Below are 20,804 nucleotides of genomic sequence, written 5' to 3'. Positions count from 1 at the left end.
TCATTTTATAACCAAAAGGTATATATTTTTTCTTGCCTAATTTATTTGGGGATGCTAATGGATGATGTCATTTTTGAGTTATTAGATTCAATACAATTCGGCGAGACAGTTCTTTTAGAGTACCACACTTCCTTTGCTCCCGAATTCGTCCTTCTAAAGATAGCTGAGTATGCAAAAGCCAGAAACCTTCCACTTGTTATAGATGACAACTTTGATACTCTACCGCTCATAATTACTCGACTAAAAGTTCTTGGGATAAAGAAAGATATTCTAAATTCTGAAAATGTTTACGTGATAAAGACTGGAGGAAAAACGAAAGTTGGAAACGTCTTAGTTCATATAAAAGATGTCTCTGAACCCAGGATATACGTTCAAGAATACAGAAAAGGATTCCAACAACTTTCAAACATTGAAAGGTTCATAAACGTTGTATTTGGTCTTGAAAGATTATTCATGCTAATGAAGAATCCCCTCGAAATTTATCTTTCCATTACTGACATTCAAAAGTACCTTGGAAATAAGAAAAGAAAAGCATTTTACGTGATGAATGCCAATCTCCTTAGTTCTATAAACCCCATAGTGAAGCACGAATTTGAGAGAATTGCAAGCACTATAGGTGAGATTACAGCAGTTCACTCAACGGCCTACATCAAAATTCCCAAGACCATGAACCTCGAGCTGGTGGGAAATGAAGTAACAATTGACATGGGTGATGAGCTATGACATTCCAACTTCTTAATGATTTTATCAAAGATAAGCTCTTTGGAGAGACAGTATTACTGGAAAACTATTCTTACCTGGGAGTTGAGAGCCTTCTTTCCATTATAATTAAAGTTGGAGAAGAGCTTAATGTGCCAATTCTTGTCGAAGATGTGCTTGATACATTCTCCGTATACACAAAACACTTGGAGATGCTGGGAATAGCGACACCTGAACTCAAAATTTTAAAAATTGGAGGGAGTGGAGAAGAAGAGGGTATTGTTAAGAGAATTCCATTTGAGCTCGATATTCCAAGGTATCTTCTAGAGTATGGCAAAGCTTTCGAAGAGGTTGCGCCAAGGGAGAAATTTATAGACCTAGTTTTTGGCTTGGATAGACTATTCCTCTTAACCGAGAACCCAACCGATATTGCAAAGCTTCTCAACTCGATTAAAGATTTCGTGAGGAATGAAAACAGAACTGCCTTCTACTTTATCGAGGCTAATCTCCTAAAAGTAACAAAACCAATAGTTTTGCACCACTTAGAGGACATTGCCACTTCAGTAGTTAGGATAAATCAAGAAAAGAACATACTAACGTTTGAGCTAGTTAAGGATAAGTGGAGCGTAAAGAACAAGATTAGTAAGATAACAATTTCCTTCAGAGACATTCTCAGGGGAATTTTGTAGCCTTTTTATTTTTAAATGTTTTATAACTTGGTTTTTGAATGTAACAAAAGAGTTATAAAAATATAGTGGGAGGTATTCTAGGGGTTAACTATGATAACGACCAGACTTAGAGAGGAAGTTAATGAGATATGGGAGAAGATATTCAAGCACAATTTCGTAGTCCAACTTTACGAAGGAACACTTCCCCTCGAGAAGTTCAAGTTTTACATCCTTCAAGACTTCAACTATCTAGTTGGCCTTTCGAGAGCCTTAGCAGTAATAGCTTCAAAAGCTGAATATCCTCTCATAGCGGAGATACTCGAACTTGCTAGAGCTGAGGTAACAACAGAGATGAAAAACTATGAAAGCTTACTCCATAAACTTGGCTTCACGCTCGAAGATGCAATCAAGGTTGAGCCAACACTAGTAAATTCAGCCTACATGGACTTCATGCTCTCAACTGCTTACAGGGGAAGTGTGGTTGAGGGATTGACAGCTCTTCTCCCATGCTTCTGGAGTTACGCTGAGATTGCCGAATACCACAGAGAAAAGCTGGAGAGAAATCCTGTAAAGATTTACCGCGAGTGGGGTAAAGTTTACCTCAGCGAAGAATACCTAGAACTTGTCAAAAGGCTGAGAGAGATAATTGATTCCCAGGGAGGAGAGTACGAGAGGCTTAAGAGAATATTCATAACTGGGAGCAAGTTTGAGCTTGCGTTCTGGGAAATGGCCTGGAGGGGTGGCGATGTTTTCTGAAGAACTCCTCAGGGAGAACTGGGATATCTGGGAGAAGTTTCTCCCCCATAGATTTCTCATAGAAGTGGCAGAGAATACAATAAGGAGAGAAAGCTTCGAAAAGTGGCTGGTCAACGACTACTACTTTGTGAAGAACGCTCTAAGGTTTATGGCACTACTAATGGCAAAAGCTCCTGACTACCTCCTTCCCTTTTTCGCGGAATCAATATACTACATTTCAAAGGAGCTAGAGATGTTTGAGAAAAAGGCCCAGGAGCTGGATGTTTCTTTGAATGAAGAAATTGATTGGAGGGCAAAATCCTATGTGAACTACCTCTTAAACGTTGCCTCCCTGGGAAGCTTTCTAGAGGGATTCACAGCCTTTTACTGCGAAGAGAAAGCCTACTATGAGGCATGGAAATGGGTTAAAGAAAATTTAAAGGGGGATAGTCCCTATAAAGAGTTTATAAACCACTGGAGCTCCCAGGAGTTCGGAGAATATGTAAAAAAGATTGAGGAAATTCTTAACTCCTTGGCCGAAAAGCATGGAGAATTTGAGAGAGAAAGGGCAAAAGAGGTGTTTAGGGAAGTTTCAAAGTTTGAGCTGATATTCTGGGACATAGCCTACGGAGGTGAAGAAAATGTATGATATTAAGCCAGTTAAGGAGAGAATATTCGATTTCTGGAGCAACTTTTCAATATGGTTTGGCGCTGATTTTGGAATAGCTGTAATTTGGGCGGGAGCACTACTAACTCCCTACCTCTCGCTTAAAGAGGCCCTCCTCGTTATAATCCTTGGCCACCTCCTGGGAAATGCCGTAATGAGCTTGATAGCTGTAGAAGGGCAGAGAACGGGGCTTCCAACAATGGTCCTCTCAAGAGCTCCCCTGGGAGGTAAAGGATCAGTTCTACCTTCGATATTGAACTATCTCCAGCTCATAGGATGGACGGCAATAATGCTGATAGTTGGTGGGAAGGCCTTAGATGTAATATTCCCAGGGACTTATAGGCTATGGATATTAGTCCTAGGTATATTAGTTACGCTGTGGACCCTTTCTGGACCTGAGAGATGGAGATGGCTTGAAAAGCTTTCAGTAGTCCTCCTGGGAATATTGAGCGTTTGGCTTCTCTATGTGATATTCTCCAAATACTCATTCTCAGAACTTTGGAACAGGCCAGGAGAGGGAGGGTTGCCATTGTTAATAGCCCTCGACCTTGTAATAGCGATGCCCCTAAGCTGGGCTCCAACGATAGCAGATTATTCAAGAATGGCGAAGAGTGAGAGAGATGCAGCCTGGGGAACTTACCTCGGCCACTTAGCCGGTTCAGCCTTCTGTTACTTCCTGGGAGCCTTGAGCAACATAGCTGTTAAGCAACCAGATCCAATAAGCATAATAGCCACTTACGGCCTTGGAATTCCAGCTATGCTAATGGTCCTTGTCTCAACATTGAACACAACCTTCATGGACATATATTCTGCAGCAATAACGTGGAAGAATATAAACCCGAGAGCAAACGCAAAAACCCAGGTAATATTGGTTGGTGTCCTGGGAACTCTGCTAGCCTTAGTGTTCCCAGTAGATAAGTACGAGTCCTTCCTTCTGCTAATAGGAGGAGCATTCGTCCCATTAGCTGCAATAATGATAACGGACTTCTTCCTTGTAAATAAGGGAAGGTATGAAGTTGAGTCACTCCTCGAAGATAGGAAAGTCAAGGTAAGAGGAATAATCAGTTGGCTAATTGGGTTCCTCCTCTACCTGGGACTCACAATGGAGGCCTTAATTGGAGTGAAAGTACCAGTCTTAAGCGATTTAGGCAACTCAATAGGAGCAAGCATTCCAGTCTTTTTGATCTCTGCCATAATATATTACCTCCTTGAGAGGTGGGGAGAATGATTAGCGTCGGGGAGGCCTTAGCTAAGGTTAGGGAAAGAAAGCCCCTAGTCCACAACATTACAAACTTCGTAGTTATGAACACCACAGCGAACGCTCTCCTTGCCCTTGGAGCATCTCCAGTCATGGCACATGCAGAAGAAGAGCTCGAAGAGATGGTAAGGATTGCTGATTCAGTAGTCGTGAACATCGGAACTCTCGACAAATTCTGGATAAATTCTATGATCAAAGCAGCAAAACTAGCCAAAGAATATGGGAAACCCCTTGTACTAGATCCAGTAGGAGCCGGTGCAACGAGACTTAGGACGAAGACAGCTCTAGAGGTACTAAAAATAGGAGCTACCATAGTCAAGGGGAACTTTGGAGAGATATCCGCTCTGCTAGGAGAGGAAGGAAAAACTAGGGGAGTGGACTCCTCCACATATGACCCAGAGAGAGCAAAAGAATTGGCATTGGCTGTAGCTGAGGAATTTTCCACAATTGTTGCCGTTACTGGTAAAGTAGACTATGTAAGCGATGGTAAAAGAGTTTATGCAGTCTATAATGGCCACGAGCTTCTTGGAAGGGTTACGGGAACAGGATGTATAGTAGCGGCACTTACTGGAGCCTTCGTTGCAGTAAATGATCCGCTAACTTCAGCTGTCTCATCCTTGGTTGTCTTTGAAGTAGCAGCTGAAAAAGCAGCTGAAGAGGCAAAAGCCCCTGGAACTTTCCATGCTAAGCTCTACGACTGGCTCTACTTGCTAACCCCAGAGGATGTAGAAAGGCTAAAGAAAATTGAGGTGGTAAAAGTATGAACCTAAGGAACAAGCTGAAGCTCTACGTTATAACAGACAGAAGACTCAAGCCCGAAGTTGAGAGTGTAAGGGAAGCCCTGGAAGGAGGGGCTACTGCAATTCAGATGAGGATAAAGAACGCCCCAACAAGAGAAATGTATGAGATTGGAAAGACTTTAAGACAATTAACCAGGGAATACGACGCCCTTTTCTTCGTCGATGATAGGGTAGATGTAGCTTTAGCTGTCGATGCCGATGGAGTTCAGCTGGGGCCCGAGGACATGCCAATAGAAGTAGCTAAGGAAATAGCACCCAATCTAATTATAGGAGCATCTGTATACTCCCTTGAAGAGGCCCTGGAAGCTGAGAAAAAGGGAGCTGACTACTTAGGAGCTGGCTCCGTCTTTCCAACTAAGACAAAGGAAGATGCGAGAGTTATAGGCCTAGAGGGATTGAGAAAGATAGTTGAGAGCGTTAAAATTCCCGTAGTTGCAATAGGAGGAATAAATAAAGATAATGCGAGAGAAGTTCTCAAGACTGGAGTTGACGGAATAGCCGTAATATCCGCTGTTATGGGTGCTGAAGATGTTAGAAAGGCTACAGAGGAGTTAAGAAAAATCGTAGAGGAGGTTTTAGGATGAAAAGGTTAGTGAAGACTGCCCTCACAATTGCTGGGAGCGATAGTGGTGGAGGAGCGGGAATTGAGGCGGATCTAAAAACCTTTACAGCCTTTGGAGTCCACGGCCTAGTTGCCATAACCTCAGTTACTGCCCAAAACACCCAAGCAGTTACGGCAATCCACGATATTCCTCCAGAAGTTGTGGCAGAGCAGATAAGGGCCGTGGCCGAAGATATAGGGGTTGATGCCGCAAAGACAGGAATGCTAAGCAATGCTGAGATAATTAAAGCAGTGGCAAAGACCGTGAAAAACTACGACTTTCCACTCGTAGTTGATCCAGTAATGATAGCTAAGAGCGGAGCTCCCCTCCTTAGAGAGGACGCGGTAGATGCTTTAATCAAGTACATTCTCCCCTTGGCAACGCTTGTAACCCCAAACAGGTTCGAGGCAGAAAAGCTGAGCGGGATGAAAATTAGAAGCGTTGAGGATGCAAAGATAGTTGCGAAGAAAATCGCAGAGGAAACTGGAGCAGAGGCAGTGATAGTTAAGGGAGGACACATTGAGGGAGAGGAGGCAGTTGACGTTCTCTACCACAATGGAACTTTTAGGGAGTATAGAGCCCCAAAAGTTGAAGGTTGCACTCACGGTACTGGATGTAGCTTCTCCGCTGCCATAACAGCAAACCTAGCGAAAGGTTTGGGATTAGAAGAGGCAATAGAAGTTGCGAAGAAGTTCATAACCTTGGGCATAGCTATGGGCCACAGGATAGGACATGGTCATTGCCCAGTGAATCAATCAGCTTGGATAGAGATTCCTGCAGAGAAGTGGAGAATTTATGAAGAGTTAACGAATGCAGTGAGAGAATTCGAAAGCATTAATCCAGTAAGGCTAATTCCAGAGGTGGGAACTAACTTCGTCTACTCACTTCCACTTCCCTACGCCAGAAGCACTAAAGACGTTGCGGGGGTTAAGGGGAGAATCGTCAAGTACGGAAACTCAGTAAAGGCCGTGGGCCCTGTTGAGTTTGGAGCAAGCGACCACCTAGCTAGGGCTGTCCTCACTTACATGAGATTCTACCCAGAGTACAGGAGTGCCATAAACATTAGATACTCCAGAGAAATAATAGAAGAAATAATAGAGATAGCCCAGGAGAGGGGATTCAAAGTTTCATTCTACGATAGAAGAGAGGAACCAGAGGAGATAAAGGCCAAAGAAGGAGCAACGATACCTTGGGGAATAGAGACCGCGATAAAGAGGATAAAAGAAAGGCCCGACATCATCTATCACCTAGGGGATGTAGGAAAGGAGCCAATGATATTGGTGTTTGGTAGAAATCCAAGGGAAGTCCTTGAAAAAATAAAGATGTTAATTTAAAGCTTGACGAAGTGCACTGAACAGGAGATACACGGGTCAAAGGCCCTTACAATTACCTCAAGTCTCTTCTTCATATTTTCTTCAGACTCAGAGCCATAAAGCCTCTTTGCCTCCTCTAGAAGGCTTAACTCCATTAAGCGCTGGTTGAATGCCGTTGGAGTTATTGTATTTGACCACACAACTTTACCGTTCTCAATTCTGTAGTGGTGAACTAAGACTCCCCTTGGGGCCTCCACATATCCAACTCCTTCTCCGCTCTCCTGGGAAATCTCACCATTTCCTCTTTCAATGCCTTCGCTGAGTATTTCTTCAACTAATTGGGGAACTCTCTCCAAGGCATAGAGAAGTTCTATGGCCTGGGCCAGATTGTTGTAGATTACATACTTGCTCTCCAACTTATCCCTATACTCCTCCAACATTCTCGCCGCTTCTCCTTCTATTGACTCTCCCTTTAAGAGCAACCTGGGAAGAGCACCGACAAACACGGGGTTTCCTTTGTAGTAAGAGTGCTTTGCAAAGCTGTATCCGACTGGAACCTCGTCCACTTCATAATATTGGACTCTCTCTCCATTAATGATTAGTTCATCACCCCACAAGTAGTCTGAAGTAGCCATTAGAACTTCACCAACAGCTCCTCCCGCCTCCTGGGAAGCGAAGATTCCAACTATCCTCCTGGCAAACTTTATTAAAGATTTTGAATGCTCGGCAATCTTTTCAAGTTCCTCTTCACTCGGATACCTTCCAAAACCTCCAGGCTTTATGTTTATTCCGTGAATTTCCCTCCCACCAATTAGCTCTCTGATGGCATTTCCAAACGCTTTTATTGTCAAACCTTCCTTAACTAACTCTCCATGCCTCGGTATCATGGAAATAGCATCTGGGTAGCCAAAGACATCTGGGAGGGCAAGGAGGTAGAGGTGGAGTGCATGGCTCTCAATTATCTCTCCCCAAAGAGCTAATTCCCTAAGCTTTTCCACGCTCTCGGGAACATCTATTCCTAGGGCCTTTTCTATTGCTCTAACAGAGGCCACCGAATGAGCTATGTAACAGATGGCGCATATTCTGGCCTCTAAATCTGGAACATCCCAATAATCTCTTCCCAAGGTCAAAATCTCAAAAAACCTTGGGCCTTCTACGATTTTTACCCTAGCATCCTTAACCTCACCGTTTTCAATTACTATCTCTGCCTTTCCATTCCCCTCTACCCTAGTAAACTCATCAAGCTCGATTATCATAACTACCACCTCGCAAAAGTCCTTAGTTTCCTAGCAATCTCCTCATCAGGAAGAATTTCCTTAAGAACTTCGAACATTCCAGGAACGTTGTTGTCCAAAGAAGGCCCCCTACACCCAATGCATCCCAGTCCATAAGATGGGCACTTCGCATTGCACCCTCCAGCAGTTACTGGACCTAAGCAGGGAATTCTCTTCTTTAGAAGAACGCACTCATATTCATTCAACTTACACTCCAAGCAGACGGGATAATCCTTAGCTACAGGCTCTATACCTTTTGCTATATCTATCAAAACTTGGAAAACCTCTTCTTTATCATATGGACATCCTGGAATAGCAAAGTCTACGGGAACATAGTCCGTCACTGGTTTTGGATTCAAGAGTTTTACTGGGGGCTTTCCATTCCCATAAACTCTTCTGTAAGCCTCTTTCGAGTTTTCAATTACTCCTTGAACGCTTCCATGAGTTGCACAAGTCCCCAAAGCTATCAGATATTCGCTCCTATTCCTTGCATCTCTTAAAACCTCCAAATCCCTCTGTGTCGATACAGTTCCAGTTACCAAAGCAACATCAATTTTTTCCCTGCTCTTTTTGGAAGTTGCCATGTGGAATTCAGCTATTTCATAGAACTCGAGGAGGTCGAGAAGCTTATCATAGAGGAATAGTAGGTTGAGCGCACATCCACCACAGTCCGTAAGTTCAAAAACACCCAACTTCATCATATCAACCCCCTTGTGGAAAGAGCATCCCAATAAGTGAAAACGGGACCATCCTTACAGATGTACTTAATGGATACACTCGTTCCAACTATGCAGTGACCACACTTTCCAACTCCACACCTCATTCTTCTCTCCAGTGTCATGTATATTCTCCCTGGAGACAATCCCCTATCTAGCAGTTCCCTTATCACATACTTGTACATAACAGGAGGGCCACAGATTAAAGCGTAAGAGTTTTCAACGTCGAACTCCTCTCCCCTGAAGAGGTCAGTTACGACTCCTTTGCACACCTTCTCCGAAAAGCCCCTTTCTAAGTAGATACAAGAAGGAGTCTCTACTTCGTAAGCAAGCTTTACGTGGCAGTTCAACTTTTCCCCATGCTTTAGGAGGTGAATTATTTCATCCCTAAAGAGGATATCCTCGTAGCTTTTTGTACCGTAGAAGAGGTATATCTTCTCATACTTTCCGCTGTCTATTGCATACCAAAGAACGCTCCTTAACGGAGCCATTCCAAGTCCACCCGCTATTAGGATTAAGTTTGATCCCTCCATGAGATCCATGGGAAATCCATTTCCATACGGCCCCCTTATTCCGATAATATCTCCCTCGTTCATTTTGTGTATGAACTTTGTCATTCTCCCCACTCTTCTGATGCAAAGCTGTATTGGCCTTCTTGTTGGAGAGGAACAGAGGCTTATGGGAAATTCTCCAAACCCCCTTATGTCAACTATTACGAACTGCCCAGGTTTGAATGTAAAGTTTTCCTCAATTTCGTTGTCAAGGAATTTTAACGAGAACAACTTTTCCCGAGAGGTGAGTTCCTTCACCTCAATAATTCTTGCATCATAACTCCTGTAGGGGTTCATATCAACCCCTCCCTAACCTCGTCGAGAACCTTAACGTGCTCTATTCTAGCCGGACAGAACTCATCACACCTTCCACAGCCAACGCAATTGAAGCCTGCCTCAGGATCAAAGTAGTTCTTGCAGTAGTATCTATGCCTAAATCTGTCAAGCCTCGTGGGCCTAAAGTTATGACCCCCAGCAACTAGGCCGTGGGTGGGCATAAAGCAAGAATCGTACCTCCTCATTCTCAGGGCCTCATAAGCCCTTACCCAGGTGTCACAAACTTCGTAGCACCTACAGGTGGGGCAAACAATGGTACAATTCCCACAGCCCAAGCATTTTTCAGCATATTTCTTCCATACCTTACTTGTAAACGCCAAGTCAAGAATATCTGCAAGTCCTTCCTTGTTTAAGGACTTCTTGAATGCCTTGGCTCTTTTCTCTTCAAACTCCTTAAAGTTTCTTAGGTCTTCTTCAGTCACATCGTCAAAAATATCTTGATTCTCCCATACGAACTCGTGACCCTTTACACTCCCAACCCTAACGAGCCATCCATCGGGCAATTCATGGAGAAAGATGTCAAACCCATCCATTGCAAAATCTGTTCCAAGGCTCTTGCAAAAGCAGTATTCATCGGGCATGCAGCTTATTCCCACGATAAAGGCATTTTTTCTCCTTCTTTCGTAGTATGGGTCTGGCGGATTTGAGAGATAGACTTTGTCGAGGATCTTTATACCGTGAATATCGCAGGAATGAACACCAAAGAGGACAAACTTTCCATCCCCATCAACTTCAGTAACTTCATTTTTCTGAATTTTGAACATAGCATCCCTTGGCCTTATGAAGAACTTCTTTGGGGGAAGTATTGTTCTCGTATAGTCAAGACTTAGCTCGTCAATGCTGTTTACTTCTTCAAATCTATAAGTTGAATTATGTCTAACAGGCCCATAGACCCTGCCAACCTCTTTTAGCCTGTTAAAGAATTCTGGGAAATATTCAGAATGTAGCTTTACATATCTCAACTTTTCTCACCTCCTTTATTATTTTTGTTACATAAAACTCATGATAAGAATTTCCAAAACGTCATTTTGACAACCTTAGGTTTTGAACAAAAGGTAAAGAACTCCGAAAGAAATTTTTATTACCTTAGGAATTTAAATCTTGTAGGGTGATGTGCATAATGTTCAAAATTTTAAGAAAAGAGAGGCTTGCTCCAGGAATTAATTTGTTTGAAATAGAATCTCCAAGGATAGCAAAGCATGCAAAACCTGGACAATTCGTAATGATTAGGTTGCATGAAAAAGGGGAAAGAATACCCTTGACAATTGCCGACGTTGACATAAGTAAAGGTTCAATTACAATTGTCGCACAAGAAGTTGGAAAAACAACCCGTGAGCTAGGAACTTATGAAGCGGGAGACTATATACTCGATGTTCTAGGCCCCCTGGGAAAACCAAGTCATATTGACTACTTTGGAACTGTGGTTATGATAGGGGGTGGTGTTGGAGTAGCTGAGATATATCCTGTAGCAAAAGCTATGAAAGAAAAGGGAAATTATGTAATCTCAATACTTGGTTTCAGGACTAAAGACTTAGTTTTCTGGGAAGATAAACTAAGATCAGTCAGCGATGAGGTTATAGTGACTACAAATGACGGTAGTTACGGAATGAAAGGATTCACAACCCACGCCCTTCAGAAGCTCATAGAAGAAGGGAGGAAGATAGACCTAGTTCATGCGGTTGGCCCGGCAATAATGATGAAGGCAGTTGCAGAGCTCACAAAGCCCTACGGAATAAAGACAGTTGCAAGCCTAAACCCGATCATGGTTGATGGGACTGGGATGTGTGGGGCTTGTAGGGTTACAGTTGGTGGTGAAGTCAAGTTCGCATGCGTAGACGGCCCAGAATTCGACGCACACCTTGTCGACTGGGACGAATTGATGAATAGACTTGCTTATTATAGAGATCTGGAAAAGATAAGCCTTGAAAAATGGGAAAGGGAAAGGAGGATGGTCTAAATGCCTAGGCTTATTAAAGATAGGGTTCCTACTCCTGAGAGGTCTGTTGGGGAGAGGGTTAGGGATTTTGGTGAGGTTAATCTTGGTTATTCTTGGGAGTTGGCTTTGAGGGAGGCTGAGCGTTGTCTCCAGTGTCCTGTTGAGTATGCTCCTTGCATTAAGGGTTGTCCTGTGCATATTAACATTCCGGGTTTCATTAAAGCCTTGAGGGAGAATAGGGATAATCCTAGTAAGGCTGTTAGGGAGGCTCTTAGGATTATTTGGAGGGATAATACGTTACCAGCAATTACTGGTAGGGTTTGTCCCCAGGAAGAGCAGTGTGAGGGTGCTTGTGTGGTTGGAAAGGTTGGTGATCCAATAAACATTGGAAAATTGGAGAGGTTCGTGGCTGATTATGCAAGAGAGCACGGGATTGACGATGAATTATTACTAGAGGAGATTAAGGGGATTAAGAGGAATGGGAAGAAAGTCGCAATCATTGGAGCTGGGCCCGCTGGCCTAACTTGTGCCGCAGACCTGGCAAAAATGGGTTATGAGGTAACAATCTACGAAGCCCTCCACCAACCAGGAGGAGTACTAATATATGGCATTCCCGAATTTAGGTTACCAAAGGAGATCGTCAAGAAGGAGCTTGAGAATCTGAGGAGGCTTGGAGTTAAAATTGAAACAAATGTTTTGGTAGGAAAAACTATTACATTTGAAGAGCTTAGGGAAGAGTACGATGCAATATTCATAGGAACTGGAGCTGGAACGCCAAGGATATACCCCTGGCCTGGGGTAAATCTCAATGGTATTTATTCTGCAAATGAGTTCCTCACGAGGATTAACCTAATGAAGGCCTACAAATTCCCAGAATACGACACTCCAATAAAAGTCGGGAAGAGAGTTGCGGTTATAGGTGGAGGAAACACAGCAATGGATGCTGCTAGGTCAGCACTAAGACTAGGGGCTGAAGTTTGGATTCTTTACAGAAGAACAAGGAAGGAGATGACGGCTAGAGAGGAAGAAATAAAGCATGCCGAGGAGGAGGGAGTTAAGTTCATGTTCTTGGTAACCCCCAAGAGGTTCATTGGGGATGAAAATGGAAACTTAAAAGCTATAGAGCTGGAGAAGATGAAGCTAGGAGAGCCCGATGAAAGTGGAAGAAGAAGACCAATTCCAACAGGAGAAACCTTCATAATGGAGTTCGATACAGCAATAATAGCAATAGGCCAAACCCCGAACAAAACATTCTTGGAGACCGTCCCAGGGCTTAAGGTGGATGAGTGGGGTAGGATTGTTGTGGATGAGAATTTGATGACTAGTATTCCTGGGGTTTTTGCTGGTGGTGATGCTATTAGGGGTGAGGCTACGGTTATTCTAGCAATGGGCGACGGGAGAAAAGCAGCAAAAGCCATCCACCAATACCTAAGCAAAGAAAAGTAACGTTTTTATTCCCGCTTTCATTCTCTTTTTTAGGTGGACATATTGGGCAGAGCTGTTAGAACTAAACCTATTGAAATCGTTGGAATCAAGATAGGGGACAAGGAGGCACTAATCAAGGATCCAGACGACGAAAAGATGGTATTTCAAGCGATAATAGACATAGACGAGCTCATTATGAATATTGGAGTTTTGGCAATGAAGAGAGAGAACAAGTTTCTTGGATTGATGAAAGGGGATTTTGAAAAGGATTGGATGGTCATGATTGAGATTCCTTCAACCTTTAGAGTCACCGAATGGGGAATTGGGAACTTTATGGGAAAGAAAGGAAGAACTCTTGCCATCAAGGGAAAGGGATACGTGAAGTATTTCAAATATAACCCTAGTTCCGATGAATTTATCTCCAAGGGTAATATTAGAACGGACTTGATTATGCTTGCTGGAAATACTTCATTTAGAAAGCTTGGGAGGGATTATGAGATTATAGAGAGAGGATTAGAAACTTTCAAAATATCCCTCAAAAATTTGGGAATTTAAAGTGTGGATATGTGAAAGAGGCTCTCCATTAACCTTCCGAAGAGATAGCTCAGAAAGGCCGCTCCTAAACCCGTGGATATCATCTCGACGACTTTCTTCTTTATTGAAATTCCCGAAATTGCTGATATTACACTGGCAACTATTGCAAGAGCAGTACCAGCTAAGAGAATTGAAAAGGGCAACGCTGTCAAAGACGATGAAGCAATGAAGTATGGTAAAACTGGGAAAGCAACACCCGTTAGATAGGCCAAGCCCGTGTAGAGGGCAGAGCGCAACTCATTTTCCCCACTCTCTTGAACGAGAAGGTTTATGAGTGCATCCTCATTTGAGGACAGCTTTTCAACGACCTCTTCAACAACCTCCTCAGGGATTCCCGTCTCTAAAAGCTTTCTTGATAACTCTTCCTTTGCCTTTTCTGGTGAAACTTTAAAGAGAACTTCCATCCTCTGCCTAACGCTCTCGTTCACTTGCCTCTGTGATCTAACTGAGATGAAAGCCCCAATTCCCATAGAAAGTGCTCCCGCAACACCAACTATTAAGCCACTAATCCCTACTACCCTGGGATTGTGAAGGTAAACTGCTGAAAGTCCAGTGACAGCTCCCAAAAGCTCCACGAGGCCATCATTCATTCCAAGAACAAAATCCCTTATGTTTTCTGTATGAAAGCGTTTTTTGCTCTCATGGAAGAAGCGTTCATGCTCAAGTTCATCTAAAATTACCTTTGATAAAATCTTTCTCTCTTCCTCGCTAAGCTGATATTTGGTCAGAAAGTTGAAGTACTTTTGAATGGCCGAATTTTCGCCCATTTCAAGCAGAGAAACAATAATTCCCGGGCCAAGAAGTTTCCTAAGGAGCTTTACAAAAAAGAGGTTAATCTTGTTGATTTTTGGCTTTTTGGGCGTTCTTCCCCTTTTAATTAAAAACTCATGCCAAAATCTTGCATGATTTGACTCAATTTTAGAGAGCCTCAGAAATTCTTCTCTTAATTTGGGATCTTTTTCACTGTTTCCCAGGTAAGCGTAAAGGATAGAGTCTTTGTACTCGTCCTCGTAAAATTTGGTGGCAAGATTTAGCATCTCCTCCATTTGCCTCACCACTTGTTTCCTCTATACCCTATGAACATCCCCCTAAATGCCATGCCCATAAATTCTTCAGCCAGAAATCCATCAAAAAACTCTCTAGTTTCCTCTTCGCTCAACCACTCTATGTGTTCGGGAATTCCTTCTTCAAAGTAATAAATGAGCTCATCTGAACTTCTCTTGACTATATCAAGAGTGTAAATCTTCTTTCCAAGCTCTTGGGCCTTTCTAACTTCTCTGCAGACTAAAGAGGAGAACTTTCCTAGGATTGCAACTGCCACAAAGCATTCAGCATCCTCAATCATGTGGCTCGTATCTTTAATTCCATAATCCGAGGGGATGATAACGTTTGTTGAGCTGAGCTTTTCCTCTATTATTTCTAGTATGGCTTTCTCAGTCCTTGTGTGGTACAACAAGACAGGCTCACTTAAGTATACTAATGGTCCTTTTTTCTCCTTCTTTCTTCTTTTTAGGAAGCTGAACATTGGAAACACCTCAGGTGGGGACTATACCTCATCATCGACCCCGTTTCAGCAGGGATGACACTCTTCATCGGTTACTAACATCAAACTCCCTTCTTTAGGCTTTATTTCCCAAACAGTTGGAGATGTTGTCATCGGTTACAACTCACCTTTCATCTCAACTTTATGAAGTAATCCGTAGAGAGACTTAATAATCTTTTTTGTTTTCTCAAACATACCAATATCACCAGTAATTGTTATACGTCATCGGTTACTGTTCAAATTTCTTTTCTTCATGACTCTCCATCTGTACCTCTACCCCGTGTATTTTCGTGTTTGAGCATGTAAATTTTCCTGAAGAAATTTCTTCACACTTGTTCTTAAGTCGAGACCGTAATATATGCCACTCTCTTCATGCCATCACCAGCGGAAGTAGTATGTCCGATATCGGTAGAAAGTCAACTTACCACCGACGCTTGCAAAAATTATTAGGATCTTAGGGATCTTCAAGAAGCTTAATAAAAATCTTTACTGAAACCCCAACCTCTCGAATGATGGCCCTGAGAAGACCAGTCTTTATCCTCTTGTGCAATGGGATAACAATGATTTTTCCACTAGGTCCCGTGAGCACAACATGAGAACCCTTTTGCCTTGCAGGCACATAACCCAGCTTTCGAAGGGCTTTGATAACGTCTTCACCAGAAACGTCTCTCGGAAGCTTCATAATGAAACCTCGACAATTTGAGTCTTGTCTGAGTGCTTGACAAACTTCTTCAAGGTCTTGCCCATTCGTCTCTCCTCGAGTACTTCGAGATAAAGCTCAATAGCCTCCTTTATGTTTTTTAGAGCTTCCTCTTTAGTTTCCCCTTGGCTCATGCAACCGGGAAGTGCAGGAACATATGCCACATATCCCCCTTCTGGTTGCGGCTCGAGAATGACCTTGAACTTCATTTTCCCACCAATTTGTATTCTGCACAAGTGGGGTTAAATATCTTTCCCACCTCTTGTTTATATGTTGTTGTGCACTGTATAGTACTCTTGGATTCTGAACTTTTACCTTACCTTGGGCTTATCTAAATCTAAGTTAAGCAAAGCTTAGATATACACAACATATCAAAGATTTCCAGGCAAATCTCTCTCGTTTCTTATGGGTATTGTGCTGAACAAAGTGAACACCCCAGCACTAGTGACAGGCTATCACTTTCAAATGTTTAAAGCTCTGGGAGATAATTTTCATAGCATCAGTAAAAAGAGCTCCCTTGGTACAAACCATACTTCTCCTTTCTTTTTCAAAGGACCATTGTAGATCACCACACCACAATTTAATCCCGTCTTCTTCATAGTCTTAATAACTTGGCGGAGACCCTTCTTTCCCCAGCCAACCTCAATTACAATTCCTCTGGATTGCCCTTTCAGGATAAAATCTGCACCTCCTTTTTGGGCATCATAGTGAAGCCCCAACTTCTTCTCCTTAGCGAGTAAGTGGAGATAAAGTGCTACGGCATCCTCAAGAAGCATGCCAAGCGTTTTTGAATCCCTTTCAAAGAGTCCAAACTCGTAAAGCACTGCACTCCTAAGCATTGGTGCCAAAAACTTGTACTTTGGAGTCTTTCGAGCAACTTTACCTAAAGAACCGTAAGCCCTTACTGGGAAGATAACCTCAAGATCCTCGAGCTTCTCAATCAGCTTCTCTACCGTTCCCTTAGCAAGCCCCAGCGTTGAACTTAATTCATCATATGCTAAGCTCTCACCGGAAGCAAGAAGAAGTAACAGGCCAAGAGCCTTTTCCCGTGTCGTCTCAGAAAGTCCCTCGAGCACTAAATCAACTTCGACAATCTTTCTCAGTATTTCATAAGCATCTTCAAGCGGATTCTTGGAAGTAAGATAAATGGGTAGCGAGCCTTGAATGAGGTAATCCTCAACATCCTTTTCAGTGAACTTCAGTAGGACTCCATCAAGCTTCTCTTCGACTCCGGAGAAATCACAGTTGAGGAATGCATGTTTTAGAGCTGCACTAAGTTCCTCAGGGATTTGAAGGCCACGCTTGAGGAGCAGATACTCGGTGAAGGTAAGAGGCGGCACTCTAAGCTTCTTGGCTCTTCTCATCAAGTCAGGATCGAGCTTAAGAGGGAGTGAAGAGGATCCAGTAACTACAATCATGAGATTGCTTGCGGAGTCGTAAAGGTCTTTTACTGTGATGCCAAAGTTCTCATCATAGTGGGCTTCGTCAATGAATAGGAAGGTAGGCTGACTGAACTCTTCAATTCTTTCACCGAGGAGACGTTCGTATGCTTGAACAAAGTAATTTAGGCTTATTCCCAGTGGACGAAGCTTGTCGAGGGAAACGTAAACAAGTCTTTCTCTTGGGATTTGAGGAAGAAGTTTGAAGTATATCTGAGCGAGCATGGTGGTTTTTCCGACACCCCGGAGACCATAAAGGACGAGGAGTTTATTCTCCCGTGTTCTGAGGAATGATTCAATTTCCTCTTTAAGCTTTGCGAGAGGTTTCCTTTCAGGTCGTTTTTCCCCAGTTGGGGTAAAAACGTACTTTCTAAGCCTGGCCTCGGCTGTATCAATTGTCCTCCTCACGATGCTTTCTACAAGTTTTTCCTCCACGCCTCTCATCTTAGTGTAGTTCATTGCAATAGGATAAAAACCTATCGTTTTATACTATACAATTGATATTAAGTGCAAACTAAGTGTGAAGAATCTCCAGTTTTTCTGTTTTTCTCAACTCGCTAGCGGAGATGTCACCTATGTCCTTTGCTCTGCTGAGAAAAGTCACGCCTCGAACAAGACTCTATTTCATAACTCCAGCAGATTGAGTATGTAAATCTTTAGGAGCTTTTAGTTGCCAAGGTCAAAGAGGAGTCGTCACTCCACAAGCCGTCAAGAATTGAAATTTCCTTGGGTTTTGGATAGTTCAGTTCCATCTCAAGCCTGCTGGTGAACTGGAAGGTCAAGGCTGAAGGCATCTCCAATAAGGATTCCTCAGAGACCGCCCTCAAGCCTTGAGCGGAGCACACTCACCACCTTTCAAACTTGCCATCATTAAAATCCCCGCTCTCTACCCTTTCTCCACTTGGTTAATGAACCCACTCCCAAAGAATAGCCTTTCCGAACTTTGTATCCGTTTCAACTAGCTTGTAGCCGGCATTTACTTCCATGCGATTGATTTCCTCGAATGTTTCCTTATCAACCTCATACACCTAAACCCTCAACCTTCCTCTGCCCTTGACAGCATAAGGAAGAACGTCAACGTAAAAGGTCATAGCCCTCAATCCAGTCCTCGCCGAAGAATCTACTGTTCTTTAGGTAGCCATGCAGCGGCTTACTTTTCCTCAGGGTGCCGTAAACTGTTATCATCATGCTCCCATAATCAGTTTAACTATCGCTCTCCCGTAATTGTTTATTGCAACCCTATTCTTGGTTATTTTCAGGAGTTTTAATTCTACGAGCCGTTTAACGGTCTCGTCGAGCTCGACGTTCTCCCCGTTCAAAACTGCTCTGAGGACTTGTATGGCTTCCCTGTCAAGCATTGGCTCGATTTTCCTGCCAATCTTGAGTAGCAAAGCGTCGTCCCTGAAAATGTAGGAGATTCTTTTTTCTAATTTTTCCCAGTTTTCATCGGTGAGTCTTCTTGTGGCTACGAGGTATGCATACTCGTCCTCAGCTTTCGCCTCTCCAATTGAGACTTCAAAGTCCTCGCCAAGGAGCCTTGCACGACCTTTGTGCGGCGGGTGACGCTTCAGCAGCCACTTTCCTTTACTCGGATAATGACTATATGCAAAGAGATATCTTCCATTGCTCATCAGAACGTTTAGTGTCCCGTAATCGCTGAGTTGGCTTAAAAGCTGATATAGTTTAGTGAAGAGCTCTCATGGTTCCTATCCCCTCCAAGTTCTCCATTATGTAGCAGAATGCTGCTTCTGAGTCCGTCGTTCCTAAAGGCTTGAAGCGTTTGGGCAGTTCTTTAACACCGTTCAGTACTCCATTGTGGGCGAAAATCCACTCATCATACTGTCCAATGCTTTTAATTCTCCTCACAAAAGGATGAGTGTCCAGGTAGTTGATTTCACTGGTGGCGAATCTTACGTGGCTTATGATAATTTGGCTCCTTATGTTAAGTCTTGGAAGTGTGAGGGCAATCATACTTTCGTAAGCCGGGATAGGTTGTTTTATCAGTGAAGCGGCTCTCTTTCCGTTGACAGCTGTTAGATACCAGCTAATGCCCCAGCCGTGGGGGTTAAGCTCGCCTTTCCTTACAAAGCCCCGCCACGTGAAGTTTACGCTCACCCCTTTGTTTGCGTTAACGTCGAAGAGCTCACACATATCCCCGTCCCTCACGGTACTACTTCGTAAATCCTAATTACTATCCTATTGCTTCCGAAGTCAAAGTCTCTCCTAAATCTGCAGATTACTGTAGGCTCTGGCCAATTGGTGGGCTCTCCCATACTAGATTCTACTCCTCTAATTAGCCACTTAGCTCGTTTTTCTGTTTTTGTTTTGTTTTTAAAGAGGATGTAGTCTTTGGTTAGTTTGAATCCCTTATTAGTTTCTAAATCAAAGAACTCCTCTAGACAGTTTCTTGGGTTGCGGTAATATCCTATCATCTCATCATCTACTACATAAACAAAGTATCTCTTTGTTTTTTCACTTGACTTTACTCTGAATGATGCCAACCTTAATAAATCCGCAAAGGCTGAACCAGCTATTTGTGACCTTGGAATATTATTTCTACTAGGGATTTTTGTTTTAAATTTCATCTCGAATGCTAATGCCGGCCTGTTCTCTTTAGCAGCTACAAATGTGTCAAGCTTTGCATATTTTCGGTTGGGAACTTCTGGATGAGGATATTCGAGATAAACGTCGAGAGGATCTATTCCTCCAACAGTTGTCAATGCATGGAACATCATGTATCTAATTGTGTCCTCGCTTTCTTGGTGAATTTTTTCAAGCTCAGAACACTTCTCAACTATTGCTCTGAGTCTCTCTTCTACGAGAGAAGCAAATCTCTCAAAAACACTGTACATCTTTTTGTCAAATTCATTAGGTGGAAATTGTAGTATTGGGAGTTCGATAATGTTGCTACCAGAACCCCCTTCTGTTGAATCCTCTCCTGTTTCTGGTGTTATTTTGGCTACCCTAAATCCAAGCCTTCTTAGATACCTTACGGCTGCATGGGTATTAAACTCGGCTGGATCCAAAAACTCACCATTGGCATATTTGTTTGCTAGAGATACCACATACTTTGGGGGATACCTCTTGCCATTATATATCAGAGAGTAACTTTTTCCTTTGAATTTTCCTGAGACTCCATTCTTATCAATTTCTTCGATAGCCTTTAACACATGTTCCTGGGAAATATTTTTGGAAATTGGCATATTAACCACCTCCCTCCTACCTTTAAATCTCCCAGCTTTCTCCATTTTTAGAAGTATTGCTTTATTTTCCCACATTTCACTAGACCATTCAGGATTTTCCGTACGAACGGGAATGACGTAGTCTAGATCAATTTCATCAATCGTTCTCACTAGTTCCTTGTCTATCCTAAATTCAACTATCTCTTTTATGAAGTTTGATAGATCAATACCTCCTGTTTGGCTCTTGTAAAGCCTGTATCCATCTCCAGTTGGGTGGATAGAGATGGGAATCTTCAAAGAGAATTCTCTACCTTTTCTTGTTATTTTCCAGCCATTGAAGAGCAGAAGCAATGAAGTTAACCTCTG

Annotated in this window: 24 protein-coding genes; 11 read left to right on the top strand and 13 right to left on the bottom strand. The window is 42.9% G+C overall.

Annotated elements, in window-relative coordinates; genetic code table 11:
• The first annotated feature begins 57 nt into the window (after window positions 1-57).
• From ACMFNG_RS09555 to ACMFNG_RS09520, 8 genes are all read left to right on the top strand, one after another.
• Window positions 58-723 (top strand): DUF257 family protein, encoded by a 666-nt coding sequence (locus ACMFNG_RS09555; protein WP_288073427.1) that lies wholly within the window; start codon window positions 58-60, stop codon window positions 721-723.
• Entirely contained in the window at window positions 720-1,388 is a 669-nt protein-coding gene (locus ACMFNG_RS09550) for a DUF257 family protein (RefSeq protein ID WP_288073426.1), read from the top strand. The genes ACMFNG_RS09555 and ACMFNG_RS09550 overlap by 4 nt, the downstream gene beginning before the upstream one ends.
• A 90-nt stretch (window positions 1,389-1,478) precedes the next feature.
• Complete coding sequence (gene tenA, locus ACMFNG_RS09545; RefSeq protein ID WP_288073425.1) at window positions 1,479-2,123, top strand: thiaminase II; 645 nt, start codon at window positions 1,479-1,481, stop codon at window positions 2,121-2,123.
• Window positions 2,113-2,751, top strand: coding sequence for a TenA family protein (locus tag ACMFNG_RS09540; RefSeq protein ID WP_288073424.1), 639 nt, complete (start codon window positions 2,113-2,115; stop codon window positions 2,749-2,751). Before tenA ends, ACMFNG_RS09540 begins: the two co-directional genes overlap by 11 nt.
• Entirely contained in the window at window positions 2,744-3,997 is a 1,254-nt protein-coding gene (gene cytX / locus ACMFNG_RS09535) for a putative hydroxymethylpyrimidine transporter CytX (protein ID WP_288073423.1), read from the top strand. Before ACMFNG_RS09540 ends, cytX begins: the two co-directional genes overlap by 8 nt.
• Complete coding sequence (gene thiM, locus ACMFNG_RS09530; RefSeq protein ID WP_011012481.1) at window positions 3,994-4,791, top strand: hydroxyethylthiazole kinase; 798 nt, start codon at window positions 3,994-3,996, stop codon at window positions 4,789-4,791. The genes cytX and thiM overlap by 4 nt, the downstream gene beginning before the upstream one ends.
• Window positions 4,788-5,411 carry a thiamine phosphate synthase gene (gene thiE / locus ACMFNG_RS09525; RefSeq protein WP_011012480.1) on the top strand — a complete coding sequence of 208 codons (624 nt, stop codon included), beginning with the start codon at window positions 4,788-4,790 and terminating at the stop codon, window positions 5,409-5,411. Before thiM ends, thiE begins: the two co-directional genes overlap by 4 nt.
• Window positions 5,408-6,763, top strand: coding sequence for a bifunctional hydroxymethylpyrimidine kinase/phosphomethylpyrimidine kinase (locus tag ACMFNG_RS09520; RefSeq protein ID WP_011012479.1), 1,356 nt, complete (start codon window positions 5,408-5,410; stop codon window positions 6,761-6,763). Before thiE ends, ACMFNG_RS09520 begins: the two co-directional genes overlap by 4 nt.
• Here ACMFNG_RS09520 and shyA read toward each other — a convergent pair.
• Genes shyA through shyB form a run of 4 tightly spaced genes read right to left on the bottom strand, consistent with a single transcriptional unit; the run spans window position 6,760 to window position 10,581 of the window.
• Window positions 6,760-7,998, bottom strand: coding sequence for an NAD(P)-dependent hydrogenase/sulfhydrogenase 2 subunit alpha (gene shyA, locus ACMFNG_RS09515; protein WP_011012478.1), 1,239 nt, complete (start codon window positions 7,996-7,998; stop codon window positions 6,760-6,762). The genes ACMFNG_RS09520 and shyA overlap by 4 nt on opposite strands.
• 2 nt (window positions 7,999-8,000) lie before the next feature.
• Entirely contained in the window at window positions 8,001-8,714 is a 714-nt protein-coding gene (shyD, locus tag ACMFNG_RS09510; protein WP_011012477.1) for an NAD(P)-dependent hydrogenase/sulfhydrogenase 2 subunit delta, read from the bottom strand.
• A complete protein-coding gene (shyC, locus tag ACMFNG_RS09505) occupies window positions 8,714-9,580 on the bottom strand; it encodes an NAD(P)-dependent hydrogenase/sulfhydrogenase 2 subunit gamma (protein ID WP_011012476.1) in 867 nt (288 codons plus the stop codon). The genes shyD and shyC overlap by 1 nt, the downstream gene beginning before the upstream one ends.
• A complete protein-coding gene (gene shyB / locus ACMFNG_RS09500; protein WP_011012475.1) occupies window positions 9,577-10,581 on the bottom strand; it encodes an NAD(P)-dependent hydrogenase/sulfhydrogenase 2 subunit beta in 1,005 nt (334 codons plus the stop codon). The genes shyC and shyB overlap by 4 nt, the downstream gene beginning before the upstream one ends.
• Window positions 10,582-10,739: 158 nt before the next feature.
• Here shyB and ACMFNG_RS09495 point away from each other — a divergent pair, with 158 nt between their 5' ends.
• The 3 genes from ACMFNG_RS09495 to ACMFNG_RS09485 are packed head-to-tail and all read left to right on the top strand — an operon-like array spanning window position 10,740 to window position 13,535.
• Entirely contained in the window at window positions 10,740-11,576 is an 837-nt protein-coding gene (locus ACMFNG_RS09495; protein ID WP_014835388.1) for a sulfide/dihydroorotate dehydrogenase-like FAD/NAD-binding protein, read from the top strand.
• A complete protein-coding gene (gene gltA, locus ACMFNG_RS09490) occupies window positions 11,577-13,001 on the top strand; it encodes an NADPH-dependent glutamate synthase (protein ID WP_011012473.1) in 1,425 nt (474 codons plus the stop codon).
• A gap of 33 nt (window positions 13,002-13,034) precedes the next feature.
• Window positions 13,035-13,535 (top strand): hypothetical protein, encoded by a 501-nt coding sequence (locus ACMFNG_RS09485; protein ID WP_011012472.1) that lies wholly within the window; start codon window positions 13,035-13,037, stop codon window positions 13,533-13,535.
• Here the strand turns inward: ACMFNG_RS09485 and ACMFNG_RS09480 are convergent.
• From ACMFNG_RS09480 to ACMFNG_RS09440, 9 genes are all read right to left on the bottom strand, one after another.
• Window positions 13,532-14,620, bottom strand: coding sequence for a VIT1/CCC1 transporter family protein (locus tag ACMFNG_RS09480; protein ID WP_288073385.1), 1,089 nt, complete (start codon window positions 14,618-14,620; stop codon window positions 13,532-13,534). The two genes, ACMFNG_RS09485 and ACMFNG_RS09480, sit on opposite strands and share 4 nt — an antisense overlap.
• Window positions 14,621-14,625: 5 nt before the next feature.
• Entirely contained in the window at window positions 14,626-15,099 is a 474-nt protein-coding gene (locus tag ACMFNG_RS09475) for a hypothetical protein (protein ID WP_014835386.1), read from the bottom strand.
• 472 nt (window positions 15,100-15,571) lie between these two features.
• Window positions 15,572-15,799 (bottom strand): type II toxin-antitoxin system HicA family toxin, encoded by a 228-nt coding sequence (locus ACMFNG_RS09470; RefSeq protein WP_011012469.1) that lies wholly within the window; start codon window positions 15,797-15,799, stop codon window positions 15,572-15,574.
• Window positions 15,796-16,026: a type II toxin-antitoxin system HicB family antitoxin gene (locus tag ACMFNG_RS09465; RefSeq protein ID WP_011012468.1), complete on the bottom strand. Its 231-nt coding sequence runs from the start codon at window positions 16,024-16,026 to the stop codon at window positions 15,796-15,798. Before ACMFNG_RS09465 ends, ACMFNG_RS09470 begins: the two co-directional genes overlap by 4 nt.
• Before the next feature lie 282 nt (window positions 16,027-16,308).
• Window positions 16,309-17,700 carry an ATP-binding protein gene (locus ACMFNG_RS09460; RefSeq protein ID WP_223208976.1) on the bottom strand — a complete coding sequence of 464 codons (1,392 nt, stop codon included), beginning with the start codon at window positions 17,698-17,700 and terminating at the stop codon, window positions 16,309-16,311.
• A gap of 461 nt (window positions 17,701-18,161) precedes the next feature.
• Window positions 18,162-18,284, bottom strand: coding sequence for a hypothetical protein (locus ACMFNG_RS09455; RefSeq protein ID WP_011012465.1), 123 nt, complete (start codon window positions 18,282-18,284; stop codon window positions 18,162-18,164).
• Between the two features lie 156 nt (window positions 18,285-18,440).
• Window positions 18,441-18,890: a class II glutamine amidotransferase gene (locus ACMFNG_RS09450; RefSeq protein ID WP_288073388.1), complete on the bottom strand. Its 450-nt coding sequence runs from the start codon at window positions 18,888-18,890 to the stop codon at window positions 18,441-18,443.
• Between the two features lie 49 nt (window positions 18,891-18,939).
• A complete protein-coding gene (locus tag ACMFNG_RS09445; protein WP_011012462.1) occupies window positions 18,940-19,407 on the bottom strand; it encodes a class II glutamine amidotransferase in 468 nt (155 codons plus the stop codon).
• An 11-nt stretch (window positions 19,408-19,418) separates the two neighbouring features.
• Entirely contained in the window at window positions 19,419-20,789 is a 1,371-nt protein-coding gene (locus tag ACMFNG_RS09440; protein WP_011012461.1) for a hypothetical protein, read from the bottom strand.
• Window positions 20,790-20,804: the final 15 nt, after the last annotated feature.

This window comes from Pyrococcus woesei, from assembly GCF_050496105.1.
Taxonomy (GTDB): Archaea; Methanobacteriota_B; Thermococci; order Thermococcales; family Thermococcaceae; genus Pyrococcus; species Pyrococcus furiosus.
This window is presented reverse-complemented; position numbering and strand designations above follow the sequence as displayed.

Coding starts and splice junctions, on each gene's coding strand:
- ACMFNG_RS09555 (WP_288073427.1), top strand. CDS start 58: ATGGATGATGTCATTTTTGAGTTATTAGATTCAATACAATTCGGCGAG.
- ACMFNG_RS09550 (WP_288073426.1), top strand. CDS start 720: ATGACATTCCAACTTCTTAATGATTTTATCAAAGATAAGCTCTTTGGA.
- tenA (WP_288073425.1), top strand. CDS start 1,479: ATGATAACGACCAGACTTAGAGAGGAAGTTAATGAGATATGGGAGAAG.
- ACMFNG_RS09540 (WP_288073424.1), top strand. CDS start 2,113: ATGTTTTCTGAAGAACTCCTCAGGGAGAACTGGGATATCTGGGAGAAG.
- cytX (WP_288073423.1), top strand. CDS start 2,744: ATGTATGATATTAAGCCAGTTAAGGAGAGAATATTCGATTTCTGGAGC.
- thiM (WP_011012481.1), top strand. CDS start 3,994: ATGATTAGCGTCGGGGAGGCCTTAGCTAAGGTTAGGGAAAGAAAGCCC.
- thiE (WP_011012480.1), top strand. CDS start 4,788: ATGAACCTAAGGAACAAGCTGAAGCTCTACGTTATAACAGACAGAAGA.
- ACMFNG_RS09520 (WP_011012479.1), top strand. CDS start 5,408: ATGAAAAGGTTAGTGAAGACTGCCCTCACAATTGCTGGGAGCGATAGT.
- shyA (WP_011012478.1), bottom strand. CDS start 7,998: ATGATAATCGAGCTTGATGAGTTTACTAGGGTAGAGGGGAATGGAAAG.
- shyD (WP_011012477.1), bottom strand. CDS start 8,714: ATGAAGTTGGGTGTTTTTGAACTTACGGACTGTGGTGGATGTGCGCTC.
- shyC (WP_011012476.1), bottom strand. CDS start 9,580: ATGAACCCCTACAGGAGTTATGATGCAAGAATTATTGAGGTGAAGGAA.
- ACMFNG_RS09495 (WP_014835388.1), top strand. CDS start 10,740: ATGTTCAAAATTTTAAGAAAAGAGAGGCTTGCTCCAGGAATTAATTTG.
- gltA (WP_011012473.1), top strand. CDS start 11,577: ATGCCTAGGCTTATTAAAGATAGGGTTCCTACTCCTGAGAGGTCTGTT.
- ACMFNG_RS09480 (WP_288073385.1), bottom strand. CDS start 14,620: ATGGAGGAGATGCTAAATCTTGCCACCAAATTTTACGAGGACGAGTAC.
- ACMFNG_RS09475 (WP_014835386.1), bottom strand. CDS start 15,099: ATGTTCAGCTTCCTAAAAAGAAGAAAGAAGGAGAAAAAAGGACCATTA.
- ACMFNG_RS09470 (WP_011012469.1), bottom strand. CDS start 15,799: ATGAAGCTTCCGAGAGACGTTTCTGGTGAAGACGTTATCAAAGCCCTT.
- ACMFNG_RS09465 (WP_011012468.1), bottom strand. CDS start 16,026: ATGAAGTTCAAGGTCATTCTCGAGCCGCAACCAGAAGGGGGATATGTG.
- ACMFNG_RS09460 (WP_223208976.1), bottom strand. CDS start 17,700: ATGAGAGGCGTGGAGGAAAAACTTGTAGAAAGCATCGTGAGGAGGACA.
- ACMFNG_RS09445 (WP_011012462.1), bottom strand. CDS start 19,407: ATGTGTGAGCTCTTCGACGTTAACGCAAACAAAGGGGTGAGCGTAAAC.